Origin of the sequence: Paenibacillus sp. L3-i20, from assembly GCF_022180385.2 — a bacterium.
Classification (GTDB): Bacteria; Bacillota; Bacilli; order Paenibacillales; family Paenibacillaceae; genus Pristimantibacillus.
Window position 1 is genome coordinate 2423705 of the sequence record NZ_BQME02000002.1, and the last position, 24612, is coordinate 2448316.

General features: G+C 42.9%; 24 protein-coding genes. 4 read left to right on the top strand and 20 right to left on the bottom strand.

Annotated features, from left to right (window positions below; translation table 11 throughout):
- Window positions 1-17: 17 nt before the first annotated feature.
- From MFF31_RS25005 to MFF31_RS25035, 7 genes are all read right to left on the bottom strand, one after another.
- Window positions 18-1163 (bottom strand): PQQ-dependent sugar dehydrogenase, encoded by a 1146-nt coding sequence (locus MFF31_RS25005; protein WP_238191979.1) that lies wholly within the window; start codon window positions 1161-1163, stop codon window positions 18-20.
- An 84-nt stretch (window positions 1164-1247) separates the two neighbouring features.
- Entirely contained in the window at window positions 1248-2102 is an 855-nt protein-coding gene (locus MFF31_RS25010) for an inositol monophosphatase family protein (protein ID WP_238191981.1), read from the bottom strand.
- 120 nt (window positions 2103-2222) lie between these two features.
- Window positions 2223-3041 (bottom strand): sulfite exporter TauE/SafE family protein, encoded by an 819-nt coding sequence (locus tag MFF31_RS25015; protein ID WP_238191983.1) that lies wholly within the window; start codon window positions 3039-3041, stop codon window positions 2223-2225.
- A gap of 35 nt (window positions 3042-3076) precedes the next feature.
- Window positions 3077-4099, bottom strand: coding sequence for a UV DNA damage repair endonuclease UvsE (gene uvsE / locus MFF31_RS25020; RefSeq protein ID WP_238191985.1), 1023 nt, complete (start codon window positions 4097-4099; stop codon window positions 3077-3079).
- A gap of 3 nt (window positions 4100-4102) precedes the next feature.
- Window positions 4103-4420: a hypothetical protein gene (locus MFF31_RS25025; protein WP_238191987.1), complete on the bottom strand. Its 318-nt coding sequence runs from the start codon at window positions 4418-4420 to the stop codon at window positions 4103-4105.
- 23 nt (window positions 4421-4443) lie between these two features.
- Window positions 4444-5619 (bottom strand): D-alanine--D-alanine ligase, encoded by a 1176-nt coding sequence (locus tag MFF31_RS25030; protein ID WP_238191989.1) that lies wholly within the window; start codon window positions 5617-5619, stop codon window positions 4444-4446.
- A gap of 102 nt (window positions 5620-5721) precedes the next feature.
- Window positions 5722-6996, bottom strand: a complete 1275-nt coding sequence (locus MFF31_RS25035; protein ID WP_238191991.1) for an amidase domain-containing protein — start codon at window positions 6994-6996, stop codon at window positions 5722-5724.
- Between the two features lie 264 nt (window positions 6997-7260).
- Between MFF31_RS25035 and acnA the strand changes: the two genes are divergently transcribed.
- The gene (gene acnA, locus MFF31_RS25040) at window positions 7261-9975 is read left to right on the top strand and encodes an aconitate hydratase AcnA (RefSeq protein ID WP_238191993.1); all 2715 of its coding nucleotides are present in this window, start codon (window positions 7261-7263) and stop codon (window positions 9973-9975) included.
- 203 nt (window positions 9976-10178) lie between these two features.
- Here acnA and MFF31_RS25045 read toward each other — a convergent pair whose 3' ends face one another.
- Entirely contained in the window at window positions 10179-10922 is a 744-nt protein-coding gene (locus MFF31_RS25045) for an IclR family transcriptional regulator (protein ID WP_238191995.1), read from the bottom strand.
- Between the two features lie 339 nt (window positions 10923-11261).
- Between MFF31_RS25045 and MFF31_RS25050 the strand changes: the two genes are divergently transcribed.
- A complete protein-coding gene (locus tag MFF31_RS25050; protein WP_238191997.1) occupies window positions 11262-12341 on the top strand; it encodes an alpha/beta hydrolase in 1080 nt (359 codons plus the stop codon).
- 114 nt (window positions 12342-12455) lie between these two features.
- Here the strand turns inward: MFF31_RS25050 and folE are convergent, their stop codons facing one another.
- From folE to MFF31_RS25085, 7 genes are all read right to left on the bottom strand, one after another.
- Complete coding sequence (folE, locus tag MFF31_RS25055; RefSeq protein WP_238192000.1) at window positions 12456-13046, bottom strand: GTP cyclohydrolase I FolE; 591 nt, start codon at window positions 13044-13046, stop codon at window positions 12456-12458.
- A 35-nt stretch (window positions 13047-13081) separates the two neighbouring features.
- Entirely contained in the window at window positions 13082-13303 is a 222-nt protein-coding gene (locus MFF31_RS25060) for a YneF family protein (protein WP_238192002.1), read from the bottom strand.
- Window positions 13304-13440: 137 nt separating this feature from the next.
- On the bottom strand, window positions 13441-14583 hold the full coding sequence (gene queG / locus MFF31_RS25065; protein ID WP_238192004.1) for a tRNA epoxyqueuosine(34) reductase QueG: 1143 nt from the start codon (window positions 14581-14583) through the stop codon (window positions 13441-13443).
- Window positions 14584-15018: a ribonuclease HI gene (rnhA, locus tag MFF31_RS25070; RefSeq protein WP_238192006.1), complete on the bottom strand. Its 435-nt coding sequence runs from the start codon at window positions 15016-15018 to the stop codon at window positions 14584-14586.
- Window positions 15019-15051: 33 nt separating this feature from the next.
- Entirely contained in the window at window positions 15052-15579 is a 528-nt protein-coding gene (gene lepB / locus MFF31_RS25075; RefSeq protein ID WP_238192007.1) for a signal peptidase I, read from the bottom strand.
- Window positions 15576-16133: a DUF402 domain-containing protein gene (locus tag MFF31_RS25080; RefSeq protein ID WP_238192008.1), complete on the bottom strand. Its 558-nt coding sequence runs from the start codon at window positions 16131-16133 to the stop codon at window positions 15576-15578. Before MFF31_RS25080 ends, lepB begins: the two co-directional genes overlap by 4 nt.
- Window positions 16134-16244: 111 nt before the next feature.
- Window positions 16245-16667 carry a GNAT family N-acetyltransferase gene (locus MFF31_RS25085; RefSeq protein ID WP_238192009.1) on the bottom strand — a complete coding sequence of 141 codons (423 nt, stop codon included), beginning with the start codon at window positions 16665-16667 and terminating at the stop codon, window positions 16245-16247.
- 344 nt (window positions 16668-17011) lie between these two features.
- Between MFF31_RS25085 and MFF31_RS25090 the strand changes: the two genes are divergently transcribed.
- On the top strand, window positions 17012-17623 hold the full coding sequence (locus MFF31_RS25090) for a superoxide dismutase (RefSeq protein WP_238192010.1): 612 nt from the start codon (window positions 17012-17014) through the stop codon (window positions 17621-17623).
- Window positions 17624-17745: 122 nt separating this feature from the next.
- Here the strand turns inward: MFF31_RS25090 and MFF31_RS25095 are convergent, their stop codons facing one another.
- The 5 genes from MFF31_RS25095 to MFF31_RS25115 all read right to left on the bottom strand — a co-directional run bounded on the left by MFF31_RS25095 (window position 17746) and on the right by MFF31_RS25115 (window position 23994).
- The gene (locus MFF31_RS25095) at window positions 17746-18915 is read right to left on the bottom strand and encodes a response regulator transcription factor (RefSeq protein WP_238192011.1); all 1170 of its coding nucleotides are present in this window, start codon (window positions 18913-18915) and stop codon (window positions 17746-17748) included.
- A gap of 32 nt (window positions 18916-18947) precedes the next feature.
- Window positions 18948-20774 carry a sensor histidine kinase gene (locus tag MFF31_RS25100; protein ID WP_238192012.1) on the bottom strand — a complete coding sequence of 609 codons (1827 nt, stop codon included), beginning with the start codon at window positions 20772-20774 and terminating at the stop codon, window positions 18948-18950.
- Between the two features lie 26 nt (window positions 20775-20800).
- Window positions 20801-21634, bottom strand: coding sequence for a carbohydrate ABC transporter permease (locus MFF31_RS25105; protein WP_238192013.1), 834 nt, complete (start codon window positions 21632-21634; stop codon window positions 20801-20803).
- 18 nt (window positions 21635-21652) lie between these two features.
- Window positions 21653-22546: a carbohydrate ABC transporter permease gene (locus tag MFF31_RS25110; protein ID WP_238192015.1), complete on the bottom strand. Its 894-nt coding sequence runs from the start codon at window positions 22544-22546 to the stop codon at window positions 21653-21655.
- Between the two features lie 122 nt (window positions 22547-22668).
- Complete coding sequence (locus tag MFF31_RS25115; protein ID WP_238192016.1) at window positions 22669-23994, bottom strand: extracellular solute-binding protein; 1326 nt, start codon at window positions 23992-23994, stop codon at window positions 22669-22671.
- Window positions 23995-24199: 205 nt separating this feature from the next.
- On the opposite strand from MFF31_RS25115, the gene MFF31_RS25120 reads away from it, so the two are divergent.
- A partial coding sequence (locus MFF31_RS25120) for a hypothetical protein (protein WP_238192018.1) occupies window positions 24200-24612 on the top strand: 413 nt, incomplete at its 3' end.

Here is a 24612-nt window from a genome sequence, read left to right on the forward strand (position 1 = left end):
AAGCGCATCACTCATAGTTATTTATATTTCATCGCTACTAGTCGATCATCAATATTGGAGGGCTGACCACGTCCATCTCGATTGTTCGTAATGAAATATAACATGCCATCTCGCAGTTCCAAATCTCGAATACGTCCTTCTCCCTTATGTAACACTTCCATCACACCACTCTCAGGTGTATAGCGGTATATCGCCTCACCGCGCAAGGCAGCGATAATTAAACGCCCCTTGTCATCTATAATCGTTCCCGATGGTGCAATCGCTTCATCACCTGTGTGGTATATTGGTGTTATCATGCCTTCTTTCTTCGCATCCCCGATGATATCCGGCCAGCCGTAGTTTTTCCCACTGTCGATCACATTGATTTCATCATGACCACCAGGACGACCAGAAGGTCCATGTTCTGAGCTATATAGCGTTCCATCCTTCGTCCAAGCTAGACCCTGAGGGTTGCGATGTCCATAGGAGTAGACGTAAGAGTCAGGCAGCGGATTATCATCTGGAATCGAACCATCCAGCTTCATTCTTAATATTTTGCCAGCAAGGCTACTCTTATCGAGAGACAGATTTTTTTGTTCTGCATCCCCAGTTGTTACATAAAGATGCCCATCTGGTCCAATTGCAATACGACCGCCATTATGATAAAGATCACCCGGTATATTTTCCAGTAAAATACGATGCTCCGCCCACTCTGCACCCTCTATCTTCAACATAACGACACGATTTAACGTACTTCCATTATTTTGATAAGTATGATAAGCAAAGGCTAGCCCTGTTTCATGAAAGTCCGGTGCAAGAATAAAACCTAAGAAACCACCTTCTCCATCATGATGTACAGGTTTTGTAAGACGAACTGCTTGCCTGTTTAGCTCATTATTTTCTATCTTCAAAATGGTTCCTTCTCGTTCGCTAACATAGATCGTGTTGCTATCAAACTCTATCGACCATGGAATACGAAGACCTGAACCTACTACGGTATAATCACCCTCTACTATTGGTGCACTCGTACTCTCTACCGATGTTGTCGGTTTAACAGTTGTTGAACTTTCCTGCTCACTAACTTGACTCGAAGGAATGGGTTCAATGTTACTGCTGCTGCATGCTGTTACGATAACAAGGCAGCTTGTCGCCATTATTATTAACTTTATTTTCCTAAACGACATTCCTATCCGCTCCTTCATATCTATTTGTTTAAAAAAAGACAACATTAAGCGATATCCGCCCCATGCTGTCCATTTTGTATATCACTATTCTTTTGTATCTGCTTTAGCAAGAGCATGTAGCAACTCATCGTGAATGTGTCCATTCGTTACCATAATATTGCGAACGCCCAGTGTATATGATTCACCCTGTGTGCTCGTCACAGTCCCACCCGACTCTTTTACCAGCAGTGCACCTGCGGCCAAATCCCAACTATTCAATCCAATTTCCCAAAATCCAGTTAAACGCCCCGCTGCAACATAAGCCATATGAAGTGCCGCTGATCCAGCAATTCGCAAGTTGCGAACTTCCGGTGCAATGCAGGCTATTTCTTTTAGATTAAGAGGTAAAGCATATTGCTGATCAGTCGGAAGTCCTGTAGCAATCAAACTTTCTCGCAGCGTCTTTTCTTCCGAAACTCCCATTCTTTTGCCATGTACATATGCGCCTTTGCCTTTCTCAGCTACGAACAGCTCATCTTTGATAGGATCATATATAACGCCCACTATGACCTCACCCTTATAAGCTAGCGCTATGGACACACAGAAAAAAGGAAAACCATGTACAAAGTTTGTTGTTCCGTCGATGGGATCGACAATCCACAAATATTCTGCATCGCTAACATCCTCAAGTGCTTGTACTGACGCTTCCGGTCCTGGTTCTACCCCTTCTTCTCCTAGAAAAGAATGATGAGGAAAGTGTGTTCCAATTAAGTTACGTATTAATCGTTCCGAACCCTTGTCCACTTCTGTGACAAGATCATGCGATGAATGCTTCAATTCGAGTCTAGAGTGATTACCAAGCTTAGTCGTAATCCACTCTCCAGCTTTCGCAGCACAGTTGATAGCGACAGCAGTGAAGCTTTTGCCGCCTACAACAAAGGCGTTATTTTCTTCGTTCACGCTCTATCACTCTCCCTTGCTCCAATTCTATGATTTGGATTCTTATAATATCGCTTATCTTATTGCAATACGTAGTGATTATGTTACAAGTTTCGCACAGTTGCGTTAATTTCCACTAATTCACATCGCTCTAATGCCTTCTATAATTAACTGAGCAGCTAACACAAGCAGTGTAATTCGCAGCAGCCAAAGTAACCATTTGCCACTCATCCGAAGCGCTATCATAGCACCAAGCTTGCCTCCAATCCATGCGCCAGGTGCTAGAGCAAGTACAAGCAACCAGTTAATTTCACCTAGAACAACATGCATACCGCTTCCCAATATAGAAGATAAGAAAATAACAAACATAGAAGTTGCTGTAGCTATATGAGGAGGGAAACTAAACAGAAGCACCATTAATGGGACAAATAGCGACCCGCCACCAATCCCAAATAATCCCGATATGAGTCCTACGCCAAACCCAATTGCAAGCGCAGGAACTACGCCATAACTATACGTGTGCTCCTTACCAGTTGCATCCGTAATTGTTCTAACGACTGGCCACTTTTTGTTAAAAGGCTTCATATAGTCACGAGCTATAAGCAACCCCGCCATTAGCAGCATGAACAGACCAAACACGAGTTGGAATGTACCCGCTTTCAAATATCCTGTTATAGCCGAACCAATGATTGCTGCTGGCCCGCTTGTAATGAAAAATAACATAGCCGTTCGAAAATCTACAATCTTTCTCTTTGCATAAGAGAGTGTTGAAGCAAGTGCCGTTACGATTAACACAGTTAATGAAATACCAACTGCGGTAGCATGATCAACTGGCTGTCCGATTAATGATGGTGCAATATAGATAACGGCGGGAACGATAATGATCCCGCCGCCTAGCCCAACGATACTGCCGAACATTGCTGCAACAACGCCAATTAGAACTAAAACGATCCATTCCATAATGAGTTGTCACCTTTTTATCGACTATTTTGTTATTACAGAGGAGTAACTTCTACTGTTCCACCATCAAGAACACGGACGCCTTGACCGTTCTGCTCAAGCTCCTTCAGATCCTTCATCAATTGAAGCAGCGCTGCGTCCTTGCTCTTTGCTTCTAACATACAATCCAGATATGCGGTTTCACGCGCCGCACCTCTGAGGAAACGAAGGAGCGGCTCAGCTTCAACAAATTCTGCATGTCCCCTTGGATCGGTAACACTTTTTGGACTTGAGGCATGAATTTTGGGAGGAAGCTGACTACTATCTGACAGCCCTAATCTCACCCGCTCCAATTCCCAAGTATGAGCAATGCGAGGCCATAACCCTTCAATAAGCTCGTCCTCTTCAACATCTCCCGGATTTACGGCATGATGATGAATATCGAGAACCATGGGAACACCTACGATTTCTGCAGCCGCAAGTGTCTCCCGCACATTAAACGTTTTGTCATCATTTTCGAGAGTTACTCTGTTCTTATAAATAGGAGACAATCGACTAAACTGAGTAATGAAACGTTCACTTGCGGCCACTTTATCTCCGTAAGCGCCACCCATGTGGATATTATTTTTGGCCGTTTCATCTAAGCCCATTAGCTCCAACATTCGAACATGATGGATTAAATCCTGCTCAGACTTCAGCAATACCTCTGGGCGAGGTGTACTAAATACGCAGAAATGATCCGGATGAAACGATACCCTAATTCCTTTCTCCTGCGCATAATGACCAACATCACGAAAAGCTGGAGCAAGAACCTCATATGGATCCCAAGGAGCTACTCCCTCATGTGTCGCAAGTGGTATTAGCTTCGAAGAAAATCGGTACATCGCTATTTCGTGCGCCTTGCTATGTTTCAAAATACGGAGCGTGTTCGTCAAATTCTCTTCTGCAATTCGTTCTAATCTGCGAATGCCTGCCTCTCGATCATCGAGCTTGGAAAGCGTCGCATAGGTCATAGTTCGTGAGGGTGACGCATTTTCCAAAAACAGGCTCATCGCTACAAAACCGAATCTGACGATCATCGTTTAGGACCTCTCTCCAAAAAACATTTCGTAAGCCAGCGCTGTTTGCACTTTTGCTTCTTCAGCCGTCAGTTTTCTTACAAGCTGCATCTCAACTTGTGTTACTTCTTCACCTTGAAAATTGATTTCAGCAATCGATGCCGAAATACGTACAATTGCTATTGCTTCATTGTTCGGTGTATAAGCAATAACTTTCTGTCCAGTCGGATAGACACGGAATCCACTTTTGACCATCTTCCCCTTGCCATATTCCAACAATTCGTAAAGCTCTTGCTCCGACTTAAATTTACAAACGGAGTTGAATTCAGTTGCAAATCCCATATCATTTCCCCCTATTCCGATAGTTACAGCGATTCACCTGTGAAATCGATGCGTTGTTTGTCCGCATGACGCTCAAGTGCGAGGTTGATTAATGTGCTTAGGAGCTCTTTATAAGGAACACCTGTCTCACGCCATAGCAGTGGGTACATACTGAACGGTGTGAAGCCAGGCAATGTATTTACTTCATTTATGAAAATGACGTTGTCTTCTTTACGAAGGAAGAAGTCCACGCGTGAAAGACCAGAACCATCAATAGCTTGAAATGCGCGAACAGCCATTTCACGAACTGATTCAGTAACTTCAACTGACAGCTCAGCCGGAATAATCATTGTCGATTTGCCATCGATATATTTTGCCTTATAATCATAAAATTCATTAGAAGGTGCAATTTCACCAGGAACTGAAGCTTTAGCATCATCATTGCCAAGCACACTAACTTCAATCTCACGCGCATCAACAAACTCTTCGACTATTACTTTTCTATCGAAACGGAAGGCATAATTTACTGCTTCAACAAGCTCTTCACGGTTTCTAGCTTTGGATACGCCAACACTTGAACCTAGGTTAGCTGGTTTTATAAAACAAGGATAACCTAACGATACTTCACACTCCATAATGAAATAGGACGAGTCCTTCTCCCACTGTGTACGGTTAAAGTAGCGGAATACACATTGCGGAAGTCCTTCTTGTGCAAAAACCTTCTTCATCATTACCTTGTCCATCCCTACTGCTGAAGCAAGAACTCCTGCTCCTACGTACGGAATGTTTGCCATCTCGAACAATCCTTGAATTGTTCCATCCTCGCCAAATGTTCCATGAAGCAACGGGAACATAACATCGATCGTTTCAATATGCTCATCGTTGCTTTCAGTAACACTATGACTGCTAATCTTTGCCTCTTGTACCGCTGTTGGCACAGCTCTTGAAGCTGCTCCATCAAGCGTGTGGAACAAAGGAGCCAGCGAGTGATTCGAGGAACCACCCTCTTCGCCCCCGAAACGCAATGTTTCTACACTATCTGGCGCTGCAAGCAATACATTCCCTGACTTCCACTCGCCTTGCTTCGAAATATAAAAAGGTTTAATTTCGTATTGGCTATAATCAAACTCACGCATAACAGCAAATGCCGTCTGCAATGATACTTCATGCTCTCCGGATTTTCCTCCATAAACAAGACCTACTCTTACTTTGCTCCCCATAGCATATCCTCCGGTACGATTAAATTTCATGCTCCAATCAAACTCTAGCCCATCGGACAACCAAATGAACAAAACCACTTTGAAGCTCATGACTATATACGATTACAACAAATTAGGAATATGAAAAAAACGGTATTTTGTTCCCTTCGTCCATGCATACGAATCGCGATAGTCCCAATATCGGTGCCTGCTGGCGACTGTATTGGCGTTAACTAACGGTTCTCCTGCTGAATCAAACGCAGTGACGATTGTGCTGTGCTGGTAACGGCCATCTCCGTTCCAATCGTATGTAATTACGTCGCCTAGTTGAAGTTCATTGGCCGATTGTACGTTGACGGCTTGAAGTCCGGTTTTGCGCGCTGCGGACAAATAAAGAGACAATGCATTGGAGACAGACCAGCTATAGCTCCACCATTCACCGCCATTGGTTCTTCCTTTATACCACCAACCGCTTCCCCTTTTACCAGTATAGTTCATAGGAGCACCGCCTGCAAAGATGCACTGAGAGACGTAATTGGTGCAATTATCCTCAAATGTCTCGTAGCTTGGATTGCCTTCATTCCACCAACGATCCGCAAAAGCAGCAACCAAATCTCTCCTGTAGCGAATCCCTCTTGTTTTGTTTTTGAATTGAGGCATTAGGTCATAATTTAAGAATGGACTAGATGGTGCTATAGGTGCGATATCAAAATCTGACGGGCCTTCTTCCTCTCCCCATTGATGAACGGAAGCACCATAGCGTGGCCTGCGCTCAGCAATGATTGGCTCAACCTGAAGCACTTCCCATTGACCGTTGCTGAGTGAGAGCCAAAGTCGTTCGTACTCGTATCGTTCTTCCATATAAAACCGCCCAAATTGCTCCATTCTTCGTTTTATATGGAGTCTGAGCAGCACTGAAATTTCATGTGTTGATTCATTAACTCGGATAAGTTCGGCTTTCGTCTCACTCCCTGCTGGTAAAGCACCTCGCAGGAGGTCACGATCACGAATACGATCGAGTCTGTTGCACAATCGTTCCTGATGAATTCGATCAGCAACAAAGTCGGTCAGAACACGAGCATGCTGTTCTGTTTCCGCCTGATTATAAAGATTCACATATCGCTCTAGAGCAGACTTCCAGCTTTTTTCCTTAGTCGAGGATGCTTGTCTTGGGGAATCAAAAGATTGCAATAGTCTACTTAGTTCCTGTTTTCGTTGCTGCGTAGGCTGCTCACTTTCTACATGTATATCTTCTTGTTTCTTTCGCTGAATAACTGCCGTGCTTGACTTCGATTGACGCTTTGACGAAGCAGCTGATGATGAATGGCCTGATTTAGTCGAATTAGTCTTGCGCTTCGCCCGCTGATTGTAAGTCACGCGGCTACCTGACTTTGACATCGCGTTTCCCCCCTGACTTAGTCTTCGGCTTTGCTTAGTCGCCTAAACGGCACAGAATGACTGCTTCATTATATGATCGCCGGCAGCTTTTCATGTAACATTTCGCTTCTTACATTTCTATAAAAGCACCCTCAGAAAGGACATAATTGGACTTTACGGAACGACTATTTTAAAGCTATACTATACGTATAAGGTTTTTGAAATTGCGTTTCATCTAATGAAACAAACATTTATCCCCTACTAACTGAAATGAGGAGAATAGCGATGTCTAAACAAAATCAGTACTCCGTTCGTACTACGCTTGAAGCCGGCGGAAATTCGTATGCTTACTATCGTCTAGGCGGATTGGAAGAGCAAGGTCTTGGCGATATTTCCAAGCTTCCTTTTTCCATCAAAGTTTTACTTGAGGCAGCAGTTCGTCAATTCGACGGCCGCGCCATTACACCTGAACATGTTAAACAATTGGCCAACTGGACAAAAGGCCGTGAAGACAAAGAAATTCCTTTTATCCCTGCACGTATCGTTCTTCAAGATTTCACTGGCGTACCAGTTGTCGTTGACCTTGCAGCAATGCGCGACACAGTGAAAAAAGCTGGTGGGGATCCTAAGAAGATCAACCCGCTTGTACCCGTTGATCTTGTAATTGACCACTCCATCATGGTTGATGCTTTCGGCAGCCCTGAAGCTTTGGAGTACAATACAAAAGTTGAGTTTGAGCGTAACGAAGAGCGTTACCGTTTCCTTCGCTGGGCACAAACAGCATTTGACAACTTCCGTGCAGTTCCTCCGGGAACAGGTATCGTTCACCAAGTTAACCTTGAGTACCTAGCATCCGTAGCAGCTACAAAAACAATTGACGGCGAAACTGTCGTTTACCCGGATTCTCTTGTAGGTACGGATTCTCATACTACAATGATTAACGGACTTGGCGTAGTTGGCTGGGGCGTTGGCGGTATCGAGGCTGAAGCAGGTATGCTTGGACAACCTCTATACTTCGTAATGCCAGAAGTTATCGGCTTTAAGCTAACAGGCAGCTTGGCAGAAGGCTCAACAGCAACTGACCTTGCACTGACTGTTACTCAAATCCTTCGTAAAAAAGGCGTTGTAGGAAAATTCGTAGAGTTCTTCGGTCCTGGTCTATCCAACATTAGCCTTGCTGACCGTGCAACTGTTGCAAATATGGCTCCAGAATACGGCGCAACAGTCGGTTTCTTCCCTGTTGATAGTGAAACACTTGATTTCATGCGTCAAACAGGTCGTAAAGATGAGCAAATCGAGCTTGTTGAAGCTTACTACAAAGCACAAGACATGTTCCGTACAGATGCAACTCCAGATCCAATCTTCACGGACGTTGTTGAGCTTGATCTATCGACAATTGTTCCTTCCCTTGCAGGTCCGAAACGTCCTCAAGATCGTATCGAATTGACTGCTATGAAGGAAAGCTTCAACAGCATCATCCGTACGCCGATCGACAAAGGTGGATATGGTCTAACGGAAGAGAAAATTGAAGAAGTTGTTGCTGTTCAACATAACGATGGACAACAAACAAAAATGAGTGCCGGTGCTGTCGTAATCGCTGCGATTACAAGCTGTACTAACACTTCCAACCCAAGCGTAATGCTTGCTGCTGGTCTTGTTGCACAAAAAGCAGTAGCACGTGGTCTAACAAAACCTGCATATGTGAAAAGCTCACTTACTCCAGGTTCACTAGTTGTTACTGAATATTTGATTAAAGCAAACCTAATCGAGCCACTAGAAGCTCTTGGCTTCCATGTTGCAGGTTACGGCTGTGCTACATGTATCGGTAACTCTGGTCCGTTGCCAGACGAAGTAAGCAAAGCGATTGCTGACAATGATATGACAGTTGCTGCTGTACTATCCGGTAACCGTAACTTTGAAGGTCGTGTTCACGCACAGGTTAAAGCGAACTATCTTGCTTCTCCACCACTTGTAGTTGCTTATGCACTTGCTGGAACAGTTAACATCGATCTTGCTATAGATCCAATTGGACATGACCAAGACGGTCAACCTGTATTCTTGAAAGACATCTGGCCAACAAACGCTGAGATTAAGGCTGCAGTAGCTTCTTCCCTTAACCCAGAAATGTTCCGTTCGAAATACGAAAACGTATTTACACAAAACGAGCGTTGGAACGCAATCGATGTACCTGAAGGTGAAAGCTATGAGTGGGATGCTAAATCCACTTACATCCAAAACCCTCCGTTCTTCGAAGGTCTTGGTCCTGATCTAACAGATATTGCGGATATTCCTTCAGCAAGCGTGCTTGCACTTATGGGCGATTCCGTAACTACTGACCATATTTCCCCTGCTGGTAACATTACAGTTAACAGCCCAGGTGGCCAATACTTGATCGACAACGGCGTAGAGCGCAAAGATTTCAACTCTTATGGTTCCCGTCGTGGTAACCATGAAGTTATGATGCGCGGTACGTTCGCTAACATCCGTATTCGTAACCAAGTGGCTCCTGGTACTGAAGGCGGCGTAACAACTTACTTGCCAACTGGTGAAGTAATGTCTATCTACGATGCTTCCATGAAGTATCAAGCAGAAGGCAAAAACCTAGTTGTACTTGCTGGTAAAGAGTACGGCACTGGAAGCTCCCGTGACTGGGCAGCTAAAGGAACTTTCTTGCTCGGCGTAAAAGCTGTTATCGCGGAAAGCTTCGAGCGTATTCACCGTTCCAACTTGGTTGGTATGGGTGTACTTCCACTTCAATTCCCAGAAGGTCAAAGCTGGAAAACACTTGGTATTACTGGACGCGAAACGTTTGATATCTCTGGTCTATCCAACGATGTTCAGCCTAGCCAAAACGTTAACGTACACGTAACTCGCGAAGATGGAACAACTTTCGAGTTCCCGGCAATCGTTCGTCTTGACTCCCTTGTAGACGTAGACTACTACCGCAACGGAGGCATCCTGCAAACGGTGCTTCGTCAAATGATCGCTGCAATGAAATAATGAATTAAGCGTAAATGGCTATAGCCGCCCTTTGGAGGCTTGGCAATCATTTCGCAAAGAAATATAAGTCATTTATACAATAACAAACTTATAAATTGTTATATTTTGAACGAAAAGACGTAGTTGATGTTGTCTAACATCTGCTACGTCTTTTTTGTGTGTTTAGCTATGAGTATATCTGTTATGCCTTACCATCATACGAATTAACGAATCATCGTCCCCATACGTTTAGCCGCATCCATCATAATTGGTGCATACTGACGCATCGTATCCATCGTCATTCGACTTGCAGGACCCGAGATAGAAAGTGCAGCAGCTATGTTCCCCGCACGATCAAAGATCGGTGACGATAATGCAGCGGCTCCCGGCTCACGTTCCTCGAAGCTTGTTGCATACCCATTAGCAAGTATCTCTTGCAGTTGCTGACGATATTGAGTCATTTCGATGTAAGAAGGCCATGTCGGTGCATGGGTTAGACCCTCCTGCACAACAGGATCAGAGTATGCGATTAACACTTTACTAGATGCACCCGCATATAGAGGAAGTCGTACGCCGACAGGGGCTACTCTTCTAACAGCTTGATTGCTTTGAACTGCCTGCATTCTAATACGCTCTGAGCCGTCTCGAACATAAATGCTTACCGTTTCTCCCAGCTCATCACGAATTCTAACCATCTCTGGAAGCCATATAGTCGCTTGATCATCTGTACGAGATAAATTAGCTGATAGCTCCCATACTTTTAAGCCCAAATGGTAACGTTCAGTTGAGCGATCACGCTCAATAAAGCCCTTCTCTTCAAGAGTGGCAAGCATACGATGCACAGTGCTCTTATGAAGTCCTACATATTCAGCAATTTCAGTCATCGCCCAATCGGTTTTAGATGTGAAGCACAACAATATATCCAAAGCACGATCTACTGCACGTACTGTTGATTTACCTTCCTCCATGCCCTCTTCCCCCACTTTTCATATTCCAAAACCATTTATATTTATATATCGTCTAAGTTTCATCGAATGAAACTCTCTTTCAAAGTCAGTGAAATTAATTCTCATTTAGTATACCTTATACGTGCCGTTATCGTAAAGAACTTCTATTACATTACAGGACGATTACAACCAATTAACAATGTGTCGACATGAATTGACAGGTAGTCATCTCCAAACTACGATTAAAGTAATACACCTTTAATAGCGCTTACATTTCAATTTAGTATGATTTCCTTTTTCTTCTAAATGAATTGTACATCAATAAAGCTAGCTGACATCATCATGAGGGAGGGCTATCGAATGAGTACTTCAATTACTACAACACACACAATGGAAAGCTATGCTCCTAGCGTTCCTGCTTTTCCGATGAAGCTACCCTATCCAACTTCGGCTCCTGCTGTAGGATCATCGAAAAGACGTAAACATATTTTCGTTGCATCTATCGCATCTCTGCTTGCCTTATGTTTTATTCTTATTATAATCTTTCATGGTTATGTTGCTTGGATGCTGGCTAACCCTTATGTCGCTCCGCTGGAATCTAATCCACAGGAAGCAATCCGCACAGCTTATGAAGACGTAGTCTTCGCTAGCAATAGTGGTGAAACTACCGTTAGCGGGTGGTATGTACCTGCTGTTGATCTCGAGAATGAGCAGTCAAACCCAGGTGCAGTAGCTGCTTCTAACCGTACAGTCGTGTTCAGTCATGGATATGGAGCCAATCGTGAAGAGAACTGGGTCCCAATGTACGAATTAACAAGATTGCTTCATGATCTTAATTATAATGTTCTATTGTTTGATTACGGTTATGCCTCACAGCAATACAAAGCTCCTGCTACAGGTGGACGTGAGGAGTCACAACAGCTCCTAGCTGCAATAGACTATGCGAAATCCAGAGGAGCAGATGACATAGTCGTCTGGGGCTTCTCAATGGGTGCAGGGACAGCACTTCAAACAGCGCTACTCACGGATGAGATTGACGCGATGATTTTGGACAGTCTTTTTATTCCGAGTTCAGAAACGCTATTCGATAATCTTAATCAATTTGTACCGCTGCCACGTTTCCCTTCTCTCCCGCTAATCGAGACAATGATCCCCCTTTGGTCAGGAGGAAGCTTTGGATCAATTCCAGCAGAGCAAGTTGTGGCTAACGATTATGCAATGCCCATTTACATTATTCATGGGACAAATGATGTCAAAGCTTCGCATCATACAGCTGAAGCGATAGCCAATAATCAGCGGGACTCCTTAACCCGATCTTGGATTGTAGAAAATGGTCAACATGAGCTATTGTTCCGCAAACATCCTAGAGAATATATTCAACGCACAGCCCTTTTCCTCAGCCAAGTAGAAGGGCAACTGAATGAAGCACGAATTCATTAATGACGACTATAAATAGGAACAAAGAGCGAGCATGCTTGTCAGATGTACGAATGTACGTCTAACTAACATGCTCGCTCTTTTGTTCACTTATTTATTGGTCTTTAGTTCTGTCCATTACTTAAGAAGTGCGAGAAACTCAGAGCGTAGCGCTGAACTAGAGCGGAATTCACCACGAACTGCCGATGTAACTGTGCTGCTGCCCGTTTTCTTAATTCCTCTAGAGCACATACATAGATGCTCACCTTCCACAACGACCATTACACCATGTGGTGAAAGCTCTTGCTCCAGTATATCTGCAATTTGTGAAGTAATTCGTTCTTGTACTTGCAAACGACGCGTAATCGCGTCTACCAGACGTGCAAGTTTACTAAGTCCAACGATCTTCCCGCTTGGGATATAACCGATATGAGCTTTACCGAAAAACGGCGCCATATGATGCTCACATTGGCTATAATATACGATATCTTTTACGATAACGAGTTCTTCATGTTGTTCATCGAATGTTACGCCAAGCACCTCACGAGGATCAACCTCATATCCTGCGAAGATTTCTTCATACATTCTTGTAACCCGAGCAGGTGTCTCAAGCAAACCTTCACGTTCGACATCTTCTCCAACTAGCTTCAAAATCTCTCTGACATGATGTTCGATTTGTTCCCGGTTGTTAGTAACCTTCGAATTGACGTAATCTTTTTTACCCGCCATTCGTTTCAACTCCTTCCGGTATATTCATTTACAATTTATTTACGTGGAAACTTTTGATTTTTCATCATATTTTGAGCACGGTTCATCTGTTGCTTGTTCATGTTGTACCCCATCTGTTTCGCCATTTTCTGCAGCATCTCAGGATTACTTTGCATCTTCTCGATTTGCTTGCGCAAGTAGAATACTCCTCCGAAAAATCCGCCAACTGCACCTACAATTAACGTAACGATAGGAATTACAATATTGTACCACTCCATCTATGTCACCTTACCCTTCATTTAGTATGAAATATTATAAATTACATCCCTGTATCATAGCATGTTCATGCTTGTTCCGCAACGAAATAACGACAGCATTTCCCAAGCAAAAAAGATGAATTTACGGGTAATTAGGGTTAGGTTTGTAACACTTCCAAAGCTCGGCTAATTGCCGCATTCGCTTCTTCGTCGGTTTCTTTCATTAAAGCTAAACGGAGCGCATCCTCAGCAAGCTCGCCACCAATCCTGCTAAGTGACCATGCCGCCGTTCCTCTCAAAACGGGTCTTGGATCAGATTCAAGCACACGAATAAGATCAGGTACCGCACTTGCTTCCTTGAAGTTGCCTAATGCAATAACAGCATTACGCTGAATTGGCTTTCTCCCACGCCATGCGGAAGAAGTAGAGCCATACCGTTCCTGAAATTCACGATTTCCTATTGTAAGCAGCGGTACTAGCAGAGGTTTTGCCAGCTCTACGTCTGGCTTCAGCTCAGGATGCTGCGTCCAGTTTTTCCCTTTATTTTCTGGACAAACGATTTGACAAGTATCACAGCCATAAAGTCGATTGCCGATCTTGCGCATATATTCATCCGAAATCATGCCTTTCGTCTGAGTAATAAACGAAATACAGCGCTTAGAATCTAACTGCCCAGGACCAACAAGTGCATCTGTTGGACAAGCATCTATACATTTCGTACAGGAGCCGCACCCCTCTGTGACCGGCTCGTCCGGTTGGAGCGGCAAGTTTGTAATCATTTCACCTAAATAAATCCAAGATCCCAATTTGGGCGATATAATAGAACAGTTTTTCGCACTCCAACCTATCCCTGCCCGTTCTGCTACTGCTCGATCTGATAACGCACCTGTATCTACCATACTTTCTGAGCGCATCTCTGGTACACGCTCCAGAAGCCAGGCATTAAGTTTAGCTAGTCGATCTCGCAACACTTTATGATAATCGTCACCCCAGGCTGAACGAGACATTATGCCTCTACGGGCACCTGGTTCTGACTTTGGTGGGTCAATCAGCTTAGAGGGATACGCAACGGCTATAGCGATAATACATTGCGGATCATCAAATAGAAGTGCGGGATTAGTTCGTTTATCCAAATCTGATTCTTCGAAACCAGATTCTCTTCCAAGCTCCCGGTGACGAATTAAACGTTGTTTCAGTGTTACGAAAGGATCTGCGGCAGCGACGCCTATGGAATCAATTCCTAGTTCCTTTGCCGCTTCCTTCATTTCTTGCTTCAATTTGTCCCATCTATCCATCATCATCTATAACCGCTTAATCGCTTCGCGAGCCAGTTCATCGCATCGATTATTCCATTCGTTATCACTATGTCCTTTTACTTTTACATACTCAACAGTGTGCTTATTCATTAATTCCCACAACTTCTTCCACAGATCTTGATTTTCTACAGGTTCTTTTTTACTATTCTTCCACCCATTACGAAGCCATCCATGAATCCAGCCCTTCTGAAAACAGTTCACTACATATGCGGAATCACTATAGACTGTTACCTTGCACTTTTCTTTCAATAGCTCAAGTCCTTCAATAACTGCCTGAATTTCCATTCTGTTATTCGTTGAATACTTATCTCCGCCCGAAATTTCCTTCTGATGTCCGCCATAAAACAATACAGCTCCCCAGCCTCCAGGGCCTGGATTACCGGAGCATGCACCGTCTGTATAGATCATCACTTCCTTCATTTTGTACCTCCATCAGCCAGTCATAAATGTACGTTAAAGAGCTTTTATTTTATCGAAAGGCCACAGAATAAAGTCTGCTCTTCCTTGAATAAGTTTTTCAGGCACTGCGTTAAATGTACGACTATCGAGGCTAGCTCCAGCATGACGATTGTCGCCCATTACGAAATAGTGTCCTTCACTTATTGTTTCTGGTCCGTAATTCATATCTTCAATTAACGTATCTGTATATGGCTCGTCCACAACCTCACCATTCCTATACAGTTTTTCTCCAGAAATTTCGATACGATCACCCGGCATTCCTACAATTCGTTTGACGAAAAACCTTTCATGACCTGCCACGCCCTGCGGGTCCTTCAATATAACAATATCGCCTACCTTCGGACTTCCGAATAAATAAACAAGCTTATTAATAAAAAGCCATTCTTGTTCCTCAAGAGTTGGCTCCATCGAATGTCCATCTACAGTTGATAGGTTAAATACAAAGTAATGAAGGATAAGAACAATAACAAGGGCAGTTACAATTGTTTTTAGCCAGTCAAGCAACAACGTAAAAACTTTCATTCATCCACCTCACCGAATACATCCATGAATTTCTCATAATACGCTCTAGCAGAATCATCCGAAAAGGGGGTTCCTCCACGTTCGATTCGATCCAGCAATATGTTTAATCCATCCCGTACTTTATCTTGAACCGCCTGAGGATAATGATAAAGCACCTTATGGTGTTCGTATTCATCTTGATCGACAATATATTTGCTTCCGTCAGCAGTCCGAATTACATCCAAATCATAATCAATATAAGTAAGAACTCCACCTTGTAAATAAGGCGGCGATGTAATATTACAATAATAACGAACGCCTCCAGCTTCCAATAAAGCAACTATGTTAAACCATTGACCAGGAATAAAAAAGGAGACGGCAGGAACTCTGCTTACCCATTGTTTCCCGTCGGCTTCTATGATTGGAGTCTGACGATTAATTAGAACAATAAGTGATTCTTCTTGATGTTCAGCACTCAAATATTCATTTGGCACGACCCAGTTCTGTTGCCATAATCGATGAATATGACCGTTATGCTTAAAGCTTTTGATTATACACTGTTCATATCGTTCCATGCCTGTTCGTGCACCTCAATTTCCTTATAATAATAAGAAAAGCATATCTGAACACCAATTGCAATGGCGCAGATATGCCTCTCATCAAATACGAATTGCCGTAACGTCTACTTATCCCGCTACAATACTGAGTTTCTGGAACGACTTGAAAAAATCTGTAGCATCATAACCCATCGATTCGTACAACGGCAGTACAGGCTCATTATGCTCGTCCGCAGTAATGAGAATTTTACTAACGTTTCGTTGCTCGAAGCGCTGACGAAGCGATGATACTAGCAATTTACCAATTCCACTCCGCTGATGTAGGGGTGAAACGGCAATTCGATAATAATAACCTTTGTTGTTATCGATCGTGCCGATAATCATTCCTACGATTTCTGATTGATTGGAAGCGACCAAAACGAGATCACTGTCCCATGACAATTGCCTCGCAAATGCTTCCATCGTTTGCTCATAGCATTCTGTTGTTAAAACTTCTTCAAGCAATACTGTTAGTTGCTTGTAATCGGACAACTGGAAGGAACGAACATTCATTCAATAACACCTTCTATATCATGTCATAGTCTCGTACCTACTTATAATACGACATATAAACCCGAAATCCTTCTTTTTTATCGTAATTCTTTTAAAAACATTAATAAATCGCCAATTTACTCTTGAAAGCGCTATTATTTAAGCGCTTACAATGATTTAATCAATTTTATACCTCATTAAATAACCTTTTCATACTAATATTTTGAATAAATTGGCGGGAACAGTGTTATGCTACTGGGGTTAAAGCGGTGTCGACTTTTTCAACACCAATGTTGATTTATTAGTTTGGATAAGAGATAATAAATATGTTCTAAACTATATAATATTCCAGGAGGTAATGAATAATGGCACATCAACTACCTGCTCTACCTTACGCGCACAACGCACTTGAACCGCATATCGATGCAACAACGATGGAAATCCACCACGGACGCCATCACAATGCATATGTAACTAATCTAAACGCAGCACTTGAATCAGCTCCTGAGCTTCAGGGCAAATCAATTGAAGCATTGATCGCTGATCTTGCAAGCGTTCCGGAAGCAATCCGTACTGCAGTACGCAACAACGGCGGCGGACATGCTAACCATAGCTTGTTCTGGGAAACAATTGCTCCTAACGCTGGCGGAGCACCAACTGGCGCTCTTGCAGCAGCAATCGAAAGCGAACTAGGCGGCCTAGATACATTCAAAGCTGACTTCGCTAAAGCAGCTGCTACTCGTTTCGGCAGTGGTTGGGCTTTCCTTGCTGTAGCTAACGGCAAATTGAAAGTATACAGCCTTCCTAACCAAGACAGCCCGATCATGGAAGGTGAAACACCAATCCTTGGTCTAGATGTTTGGGAGCATGCTTACTACCTAAACTACCAAAACAAACGTCCTGATTACATCGCAGCGTTCTGGAACGTTATAAACTGGGATGAAGTTAGCAAACGTTACGAAGCTGCTGTTAAATAAGCATTCTTCGACAAATGGATATCATCCTAGCGATAACCGAAAGATGAGCATCCAATATACATAGACGAAGCCTCCGCCAATACGTTTGGTCGGAGGCTTCTCTTCTATGTAAATGGAGCTAATTATATAAGCACTTTTGCAGTTCGATAATGACTAGGCGTACAATTATGGCTTTTGCGAAAAACTTGTGTAAAGTGACGAACGTCTGGATAACCAACTAATTCCCCGATTTTCGTAATCGTAAGATTAGAATCCATTAGCAGTTCCTTTGCTCGCTCCATACGCAAGTTTGTTACATATTCCTTATAACCAATACCAATACGTTGCTTGAACAACTTACTAAAATAAACAGGATTAAGATACACGATAGAAGCCACCAATTCTAATGACAAGTTTTCTTTATAACTGCTTTTCATATATTGCAATGCTGTATCAATGGCATCACTTTTGCCCTTCATCGATCCATGATCTACTTCAGCAATAGTAGATGAATTAAATTTCCTTATTTCTTGTGGAATTGCTCCAAAATCGGTTAGCAGCTCGCTCATATAGAGCAGATACGGTACTTTCAGACAACGACTTAAATAAGTAACCGCTCCTTCACGGAAACAACGAGCTGTATATCCTTCCTCTAGTGATAGTACACCCGCCAAAAAATCGCCGTCCATATTGACGATAAATCCCTTACCATTCTGACTCATATATTCCGTCATCACATTTTCTACAATAAAATTTTGCAGCGTTAATTGTGGGTTGCATTCCAATTTGACAGCAATCAAATAGTACTGTTCGTACTCTTTGCGTATTATAGTAAGATCAAACCTGCCGATATCGAGGCCTTGAATCCATCTTCTAAATACGGCTTCGCGCAAATAGTTTAAATTCAGCTCAAGCAAATCCTGATCTAAACCTTTACTTTGCTCATGGAGCCAATTTCTATGTAAGTCAGTGACTGTTTGAACAATTTGATCCTTGCCAAAAGGTTTGAGGAAATAGTCTTTTGCGCCAAGCCTTAGTGCTTCCTGAGCATAAGCGAACTCGGAATGTGCAGATATGACGATCCATTTGATATCCTTGTACGTGTGACGTACCTGCGCCAGTAATTCTAATCCATTCATATTCGGCATCATTATATCCAGAAAAACAATATGGACTCGTTCAAGGAGTAAAATACGCAGCGCGTCTAATGCAGAGGCCGCAGTGGAAACCTCTATTTCTTCAAAGGCAGTTTGGATCGTTCGTTTCAATCCTTCACGTATCGTTTTCTCATCGTCTACAACAAGAATGTGCATACCTTCACTCCCCATGGCACAACTACTGCGAATTAATTACGAAGTTTCTTAATAGGCACAATAATTGTCACTGTCGTACCGATGCTTACTTCACTCTCTATTTGCAATCCATACCCAGTACCATATTCCAATATCATTCTACGATGTACGTTTAGAAAACCTGCTCCTGATCCAGAGGATTTCCCATAAATAGCTGGTTCAGCTGATAAACTCTTTCTCTCCTCTTCGAGCAGTTCATTCCACTTTAACTGCTCCGCTCGTTTAAGTGATTGCTGGAGCTCCTTTAGCTTCAAATCTGGAATTCCAACTCCATTGTCACGCAGCAGAATACAGATTGATTGCCCTTCTTCAATTAATGAGATTGAAATTTTGCCTTCACTTGCACGTCCTGACAGTCCATGGATGACTGCATTTTCAATTAATGGCTGAAGGGTCATCTTAGGCAGCGGAGTTATTAGCCACTGTTCATCAATGTTATGCTCAACAAATATTCGTCTATCGGAGCGAGCTTCAATGATCGTCATATAATGATTGATCTGCACAAGCTCCTCTTCAAGGGAAGCTACCGAGTTTCGCCAATCACTGCTATAACGCAACATTCGGGATAATGAAAGAATAAGATTCGCTAACTTCTCATTTTGTTGTTCATCGAGAAGCCAGTAGATCATCTCTAAAGTATTGTATAGAAAATGAGGATTTACTTGCGACTGGAGCGCATGTATTTGTGCATTCTTCTCGCTGGCAGCCACTATTTTGTTACGCTCCACTAAGCCGTTGATTTCGCTAACCATTCGATTAAAATGATCATTCAAATAATTCATTTCATCATAAGATTTCGTTGGTTTGGGCTGAGTGGTCAGATCACCTCGTTCTACTCGTCTCATTTCATTCACGATCGTTTTGATCGGCTTTGATACGGAACGTGAGAGGAACGCTGCTAACAGAGTCGTAATAATAACGATCACAACGGTCACGAGCACGAAGTACCGATTCGCCTCGGCTTGTTCGAGCTTAGCTACCGGTTTGGGAGTAAGCGTGAGCAGCTTCCAACCAAGCTTATGCTCTTCTGCGATTACGATGAGATGACTTTCATTGCTTGCATCTACAGCTTTATTATCAAATTCATATTGATCAAGATCTAGCATGCTTTCCGGCAGCGTCTCATCGGTATGAGAAGATACCAATAACTGATTAGCATCTGAGAAAACGTAAGATCTGCTTTTCGAATTAATCGTTAAATTGTTCATCGATGATAGGAAGGTTCGTGGATCAGCTTCGATAATGATGACTCCAAGAGGCTGAGCGGTAATCAGATTAGTTATTAATCGACCATACGTAAATACCGGATCTTCACGTACAGTTAGAGATTCCTCTAACATACCGCCCCACACCATCGTTCCATCGGATTGCTGCAACCTCGTAAGCCACTCTCCTTTTAAAAAGGCAGGGTTGATGGAATGAGTAATCGATTCATAACTATATACGTTACCTCTATTTGATATGATATGAATACCTTTCACATCGTTATGGCTATAAAATATTGTACCCAGTGCTCCCATCATAAGAAGTTGCTTACTGAACTCCTCTTGTTCATCGGGTGCTTCCTTAGAAAGAAGACGCTGAATTTCTACATTGCTCATGACCGACTTCGTTAGACTATCGAAACCTCTAGCCAGCAATGAAAAACTGTCCATCGCTTGTGAAGTGTTGCGTTGTGCAGCTTCACCTACCTTCAGATCAATTTGTTCCGTTGTGTAATGATAAAAAAGGACAGTAAGCCCAAAGAGCAGCACTAAGGTAGACAGCAAAATCCAAATGAGCAAACGAGAATGAAAAGTATTGAACCTCAATCGCTTCATTTCGACTCGACCTGCCTCTCATCCTATTAGCCTTTGATTGCTCCAGCTACCATTCCTTTTGTAATCTTATCCGATAAAACAAAATAAAAAGCAATAACTGGAAGAGCCCCTAACACAAGAAAAGCTCCGATTGCACCGTAATTAGCGGTATATTGTCCTACGAAGCTGTTAATTCCGAATGGAAGCGTCTTCAAGTTGTCGGAAGAAAGAAAGGTCGAAGCAATAATATATTCGTTCCATATCGATATAAATGTAAGAATGAGTACAGTCATAATTGGTGGTACTGAGATGGGGAAAATGATGGAGAAAAAGACACGGTAAATGGACGCTCCATCAATCATTGCTGATTCTTCTATTTCATGCGGAATACCTCTTAGAAATCCTGACAAAATAAAGACAGCAAGCGGGATAGAAAATGCGACATATGGGATAATGATAGACATATGTGTATTTAATATATCGATATTTTTGAAAATAATCATAAGTGGCAGCAGCGTCGACTGAATGGGAATCATTATGCCAATTAGAAATAATAACATGATTGTATTCCCATAACGCCATTTGAATCGGGTAATCGCATAGGATACCATACCGCTCAGAATAATTGTTAGTGCTAAAGTAATTATCGTCACCCATATGCTATTGCCTATATATTTCATATAACTGCCTGAAGTGAAAGCATCACTGTAATTTTGCCATTGCAGCTTCTTAGGCAAAGAAAAAAATTGTCCCGACATTATTTCACTATTCGTCTTCAATGAGTATAACAGCAGCCAAACGAGCGGGTAAAGCTGAGTTATCGCTAATATCCCCATAAAGATCCATGCACCGATACGTCTAATAGATTGTAGATCCCTCATGCTAGTCTCCTCCTTGCTCTAAGAACTATTTTCTTCTGCTCGTTTGAAAGCTAAATTAAGCAATACTGTCATAACTAAGCAGAAAATAACTAAAACCGTAGATATCGTACTTCCGTAACCATATTTGAACGATTTGAAGGTCATGTAATACATATGAGTCGAAATCACTTCCGTCGAATTCGCAGGCCCCCCGCCCGTCATAACAACGATAAGATCAAATGCCTTAAGCGATCCAATAACGGCGAGTACAACTGATATTTTTACGACTGGAGCTAATAACGGAAGAGTAATATAACGATCTGCCTTGAACCCATCGGCACCATCAATGCTGGCAGCTTCGTATAGATCGTTCGAAATATTTTGCACACCGGTAAATTGTATAAGAACGTGATACCCGATATATTGCCAAAAGATAACGAAACAAAGAGCGAATATCGCATATACAGGATCTGCTAGCCATATTTTAGTCCAAGATTCGAGACCTATACTATCCAGCAACCCGTTCAGCATACCACCTAACGATACCGGATTATAGACAGCCATCCATAATTGTCCGATAACTACAACAGATAAAATAACAGGTAAAAAGTAACTTGAGATAAGTAAATTCGGTCGTTTCACATAGCGACTAAGCAAAATCGCCACAAAAATTGCAATTGGAATTTGTGCTAGTGAAAATAGTGCAATATAAAGTGTTCTAAGTACAGATGGCCAAAAAATAGGATCTCGTGTGAACAAATTTACATAGTTGTCTAAGCCTACAAAATCCCGCTCCCCCATACCAGCCCATTCCATAAAGGAATAATAGATAGACACTACAATCGGTACGAATACAAATGACAAATAAAATAATAAACAGGGAAGGACGAATAGCGCTAACGTCCGTTTGTTTACTTTCAATACTCCGTTCACACACGTTCCCTCCTAAGCTGTATTAGCAAGCGTAAACGGCTAAAGCCGCCTTTTGGAGACTTAGCTGTCGTTTCCGCTGAGAAATAAAAGGGAACCCTTAGGTTCCCTTTATCGACCTGACATTATTGTTTGTTGTAAGCTTCCCATGCCTTCTGATGCTCATTTGCAAGATCTGCAACTTGAACATCCTTAATTAACATGCTCTGCAAACCAGTCAAGTGTGTCTGCGTAGTAGTAGGCTCAATAACATTGTCAAAGTTCATGTCTCCACCTTTAATTTCATTAAAGCGTTGCATTGCATCGATAGCAAGGTCAGAATATCCAGCAGCTTTTAGATCACCTTCCACCTTTAAAGCAAGACCTACTGCTGCTTTTTTCTCGAATGCAACCTTAGCATAATTCTTAAAAAAATACTTCAAAAGCTTTTTGCTTTCTTCTAGATGGTCGCCGTTAGCACCAAGTGCGTAGGCTGTTCCAGGTGCGATCACATAATCGTTTGGATTCCCTTTACCCCCTACTGTCGGGAACGGCAAAAAGCCAATCTTTCCTTTTACAGCTTCCGATGCATCGATTGAAGAGATTTCCCATGAACCCATAAAGTACATAGCTGCCTTGCCATCGCGGAAATGTTGGGAGGACGTGTTGTTGTCATAAGTTGCAGCTCCTTCTTGATACGCACCTGCCTTAATCAAATCTTGCGTTTTTTGGAGCGCTTCAATAAAAACAGGATCATTAAAGTTTTTGTTGCCGGCTACTACCTCATCAAGAAACTTCGCACCACCATTCACCCGTTGAAGCACATTGGTAAACATGAATGATAGAGGCCATTGGTCTTTTCCGCCTAGTATCATTGCTGGAATACCTGCCTCTTTGAATTTAGGAACCGAAGCAATAATCTCTTCAAACGTTGTTGGAGGCTCCACTCCTGCCCTCTCGAACAACTCTTTGTTGTAGAAAATGCCTGCTATATCCATGCTATATGGCAGTGCATATACACTTCCATCAAAGGAGTAATAATCGAGCACTCCCTCCTGAAACAGTCCCTTCATCTCTTGATCCAAAATATCATTGAGCGGCAACAGTACTTTTCCATTTGCAAACGGTTGTAGCTGCGCACCTGGGTTAACCATCGTAATATCAGACACTTCACCGGATGCTGCTTGTGTTTTCAGCTTCACTTTTTGTTGCTCTGTGTCGAGTCTATCCCATTCTATTTTTACATTTGGATTTTCTTCCACATAACGATTTACGAGTTCCTCTTCAATCTGATATGCAGGTGTCGTTTTGTCTGTCTGCAACGTTTGGAAGGTCAATGTCACTTTTTTGTTTACTTGCTCTGAAGTTTTGGAGCCAGTATTACCTTCTTCTTTTTTTGTACTGCTGCAGGCTGTTAATGAAATAGCCACTATTGCTGCAAGCATACAGTATATCGTTCGCCTCTTGATCATTTTGTTTCCCCCCTGTAAGAATCAGTAACCTTATATCTAACAGTACTCCTTGCCATCATTTTTCGGTATACATAAATTCAACTTCTTATGTTGACTTTTTCAATCACATTTCTTCTCAAACTACTCCACACGGGATAGGCATATGCCGCATAGGATACATCAGGATAAATGCCTAATGAAATTGTGAAGGAGACTGATTGCTCGAATGACACATACTTACGACGATGCTAACGTACAGTCGAATGAAGTATTACAGAGGAAATTCGCGGTGGCCGGCAGCGGATGTGGATGCACTGAACAACGAGTTGTATTCCAAATTCCAGGTGGAGGCCCTGGTTGGTTTCCTCCGGGACCAGGACCATGGCCGGGTCATCCAGGTCAGTGGCATCCAGGACCGTGGCATCCGGGCGGCGGACATCCAGGACCGTGGCATCCGGGCGGAGGGCATCCAGGACCGTGGCATCCGGGCGGCGGACATCCAGGACCGTGGCATCCGGGCGGAGGGCATCCAGGACCGTGGCATCCGGGCGGCGGACATCCAGGACCGTGGCATCCGGGCGGAGGGCATCCAGGACCGTGGCATCCGGGCGGCGGACATCCAGGACCGTGGCATCCGGG

What these genes read in the sequence shown, in the direction of transcription:
- MFF31_RS25005 (WP_238191979.1), bottom strand. Translation starts at nt 1,163, where the DNA reads ATGTCGTTTAGGAAAATAAAGTTAATAATAATGGCGACAAGCTGCCTT.
- MFF31_RS25095 (WP_238192011.1), bottom strand. Translation starts at nt 18,915, where the DNA reads ATGCACATTCTTGTTGTAGACGATGAGAAAACGATACGTGAAGGATTG.
- uvsE (WP_238191985.1), bottom strand. Translation starts at nt 4,099, where the DNA reads ATGATCGTCAGATTCGGTTTTGTAGCGATGAGCCTGTTTTTGGAAAAT.
- queG (WP_238192004.1), bottom strand. Translation starts at nt 14,583, where the DNA reads ATGATGATGGATAGATGGGACAAATTGAAGCAAGAAATGAAGGAAGCG.
- MFF31_RS25050 (WP_238191997.1), top strand. Translation starts at nt 11,262, where the DNA reads ATGAGTACTTCAATTACTACAACACACACAATGGAAAGCTATGCTCCT.
- lepB (WP_238192007.1), bottom strand. Translation starts at nt 15,579, where the DNA reads ATGAAAGTTTTTACGTTGTTGCTTGACTGGCTAAAAACAATTGTAACT.
- rnhA (WP_238192006.1), bottom strand. Translation starts at nt 15,018, where the DNA reads ATGAAGGAAGTGATGATCTATACAGACGGTGCATGCTCCGGTAATCCA.
- MFF31_RS25090 (WP_238192010.1), top strand. Translation starts at nt 17,012, where the DNA reads ATGGCACATCAACTACCTGCTCTACCTTACGCGCACAACGCACTTGAA.
- MFF31_RS25080 (WP_238192008.1), bottom strand. Translation starts at nt 16,133, where the DNA reads ATGGAACGATATGAACAGTGTATAATCAAAAGCTTTAAGCATAACGGT.
- MFF31_RS25105 (WP_238192013.1), bottom strand. Translation starts at nt 21,634, where the DNA reads ATGAGGGATCTACAATCTATTAGACGTATCGGTGCATGGATCTTTATG.
- MFF31_RS25060 (WP_238192002.1), bottom strand. Translation starts at nt 13,303, where the DNA reads ATGGAGTGGTACAATATTGTAATTCCTATCGTTACGTTAATTGTAGGT.
- MFF31_RS25030 (WP_238191989.1), bottom strand. Translation starts at nt 5,619, where the DNA reads ATGGGGAGCAAAGTAAGAGTAGGTCTTGTTTATGGAGGAAAATCCGGA.
- MFF31_RS25045 (WP_238191995.1), bottom strand. Translation starts at nt 10,922, where the DNA reads ATGGAGGAAGGTAAATCAACAGTACGTGCAGTAGATCGTGCTTTGGAT.
- MFF31_RS25025 (WP_238191987.1), bottom strand. Translation starts at nt 4,420, where the DNA reads ATGGGATTTGCAACTGAATTCAACTCCGTTTGTAAATTTAAGTCGGAG.
- MFF31_RS25100 (WP_238192012.1), bottom strand. Translation starts at nt 20,774, where the DNA reads ATGAAGCGATTGAGGTTCAATACTTTTCATTCTCGTTTGCTCATTTGG.
- MFF31_RS25015 (WP_238191983.1), bottom strand. Translation starts at nt 3,041, where the DNA reads ATGGAATGGATCGTTTTAGTTCTAATTGGCGTTGTTGCAGCAATGTTC.
- MFF31_RS25115 (WP_238192016.1), bottom strand. Translation starts at nt 23,994, where the DNA reads ATGATCAAGAGGCGAACGATATACTGTATGCTTGCAGCAATAGTGGCT.
- MFF31_RS25085 (WP_238192009.1), bottom strand. Translation starts at nt 16,667, where the DNA reads ATGAATGTTCGTTCCTTCCAGTTGTCCGATTACAAGCAACTAACAGTA.
- MFF31_RS25035 (WP_238191991.1), bottom strand. Translation starts at nt 6,996, where the DNA reads ATGTCAAAGTCAGGTAGCCGCGTGACTTACAATCAGCGGGCGAAGCGC.
- folE (WP_238192000.1), bottom strand. Translation starts at nt 13,046, where the DNA reads ATGGCGGGTAAAAAAGATTACGTCAATTCGAAGGTTACTAACAACCGG.
- acnA (WP_238191993.1), top strand. Translation starts at nt 7,261, where the DNA reads ATGTCTAAACAAAATCAGTACTCCGTTCGTACTACGCTTGAAGCCGGC.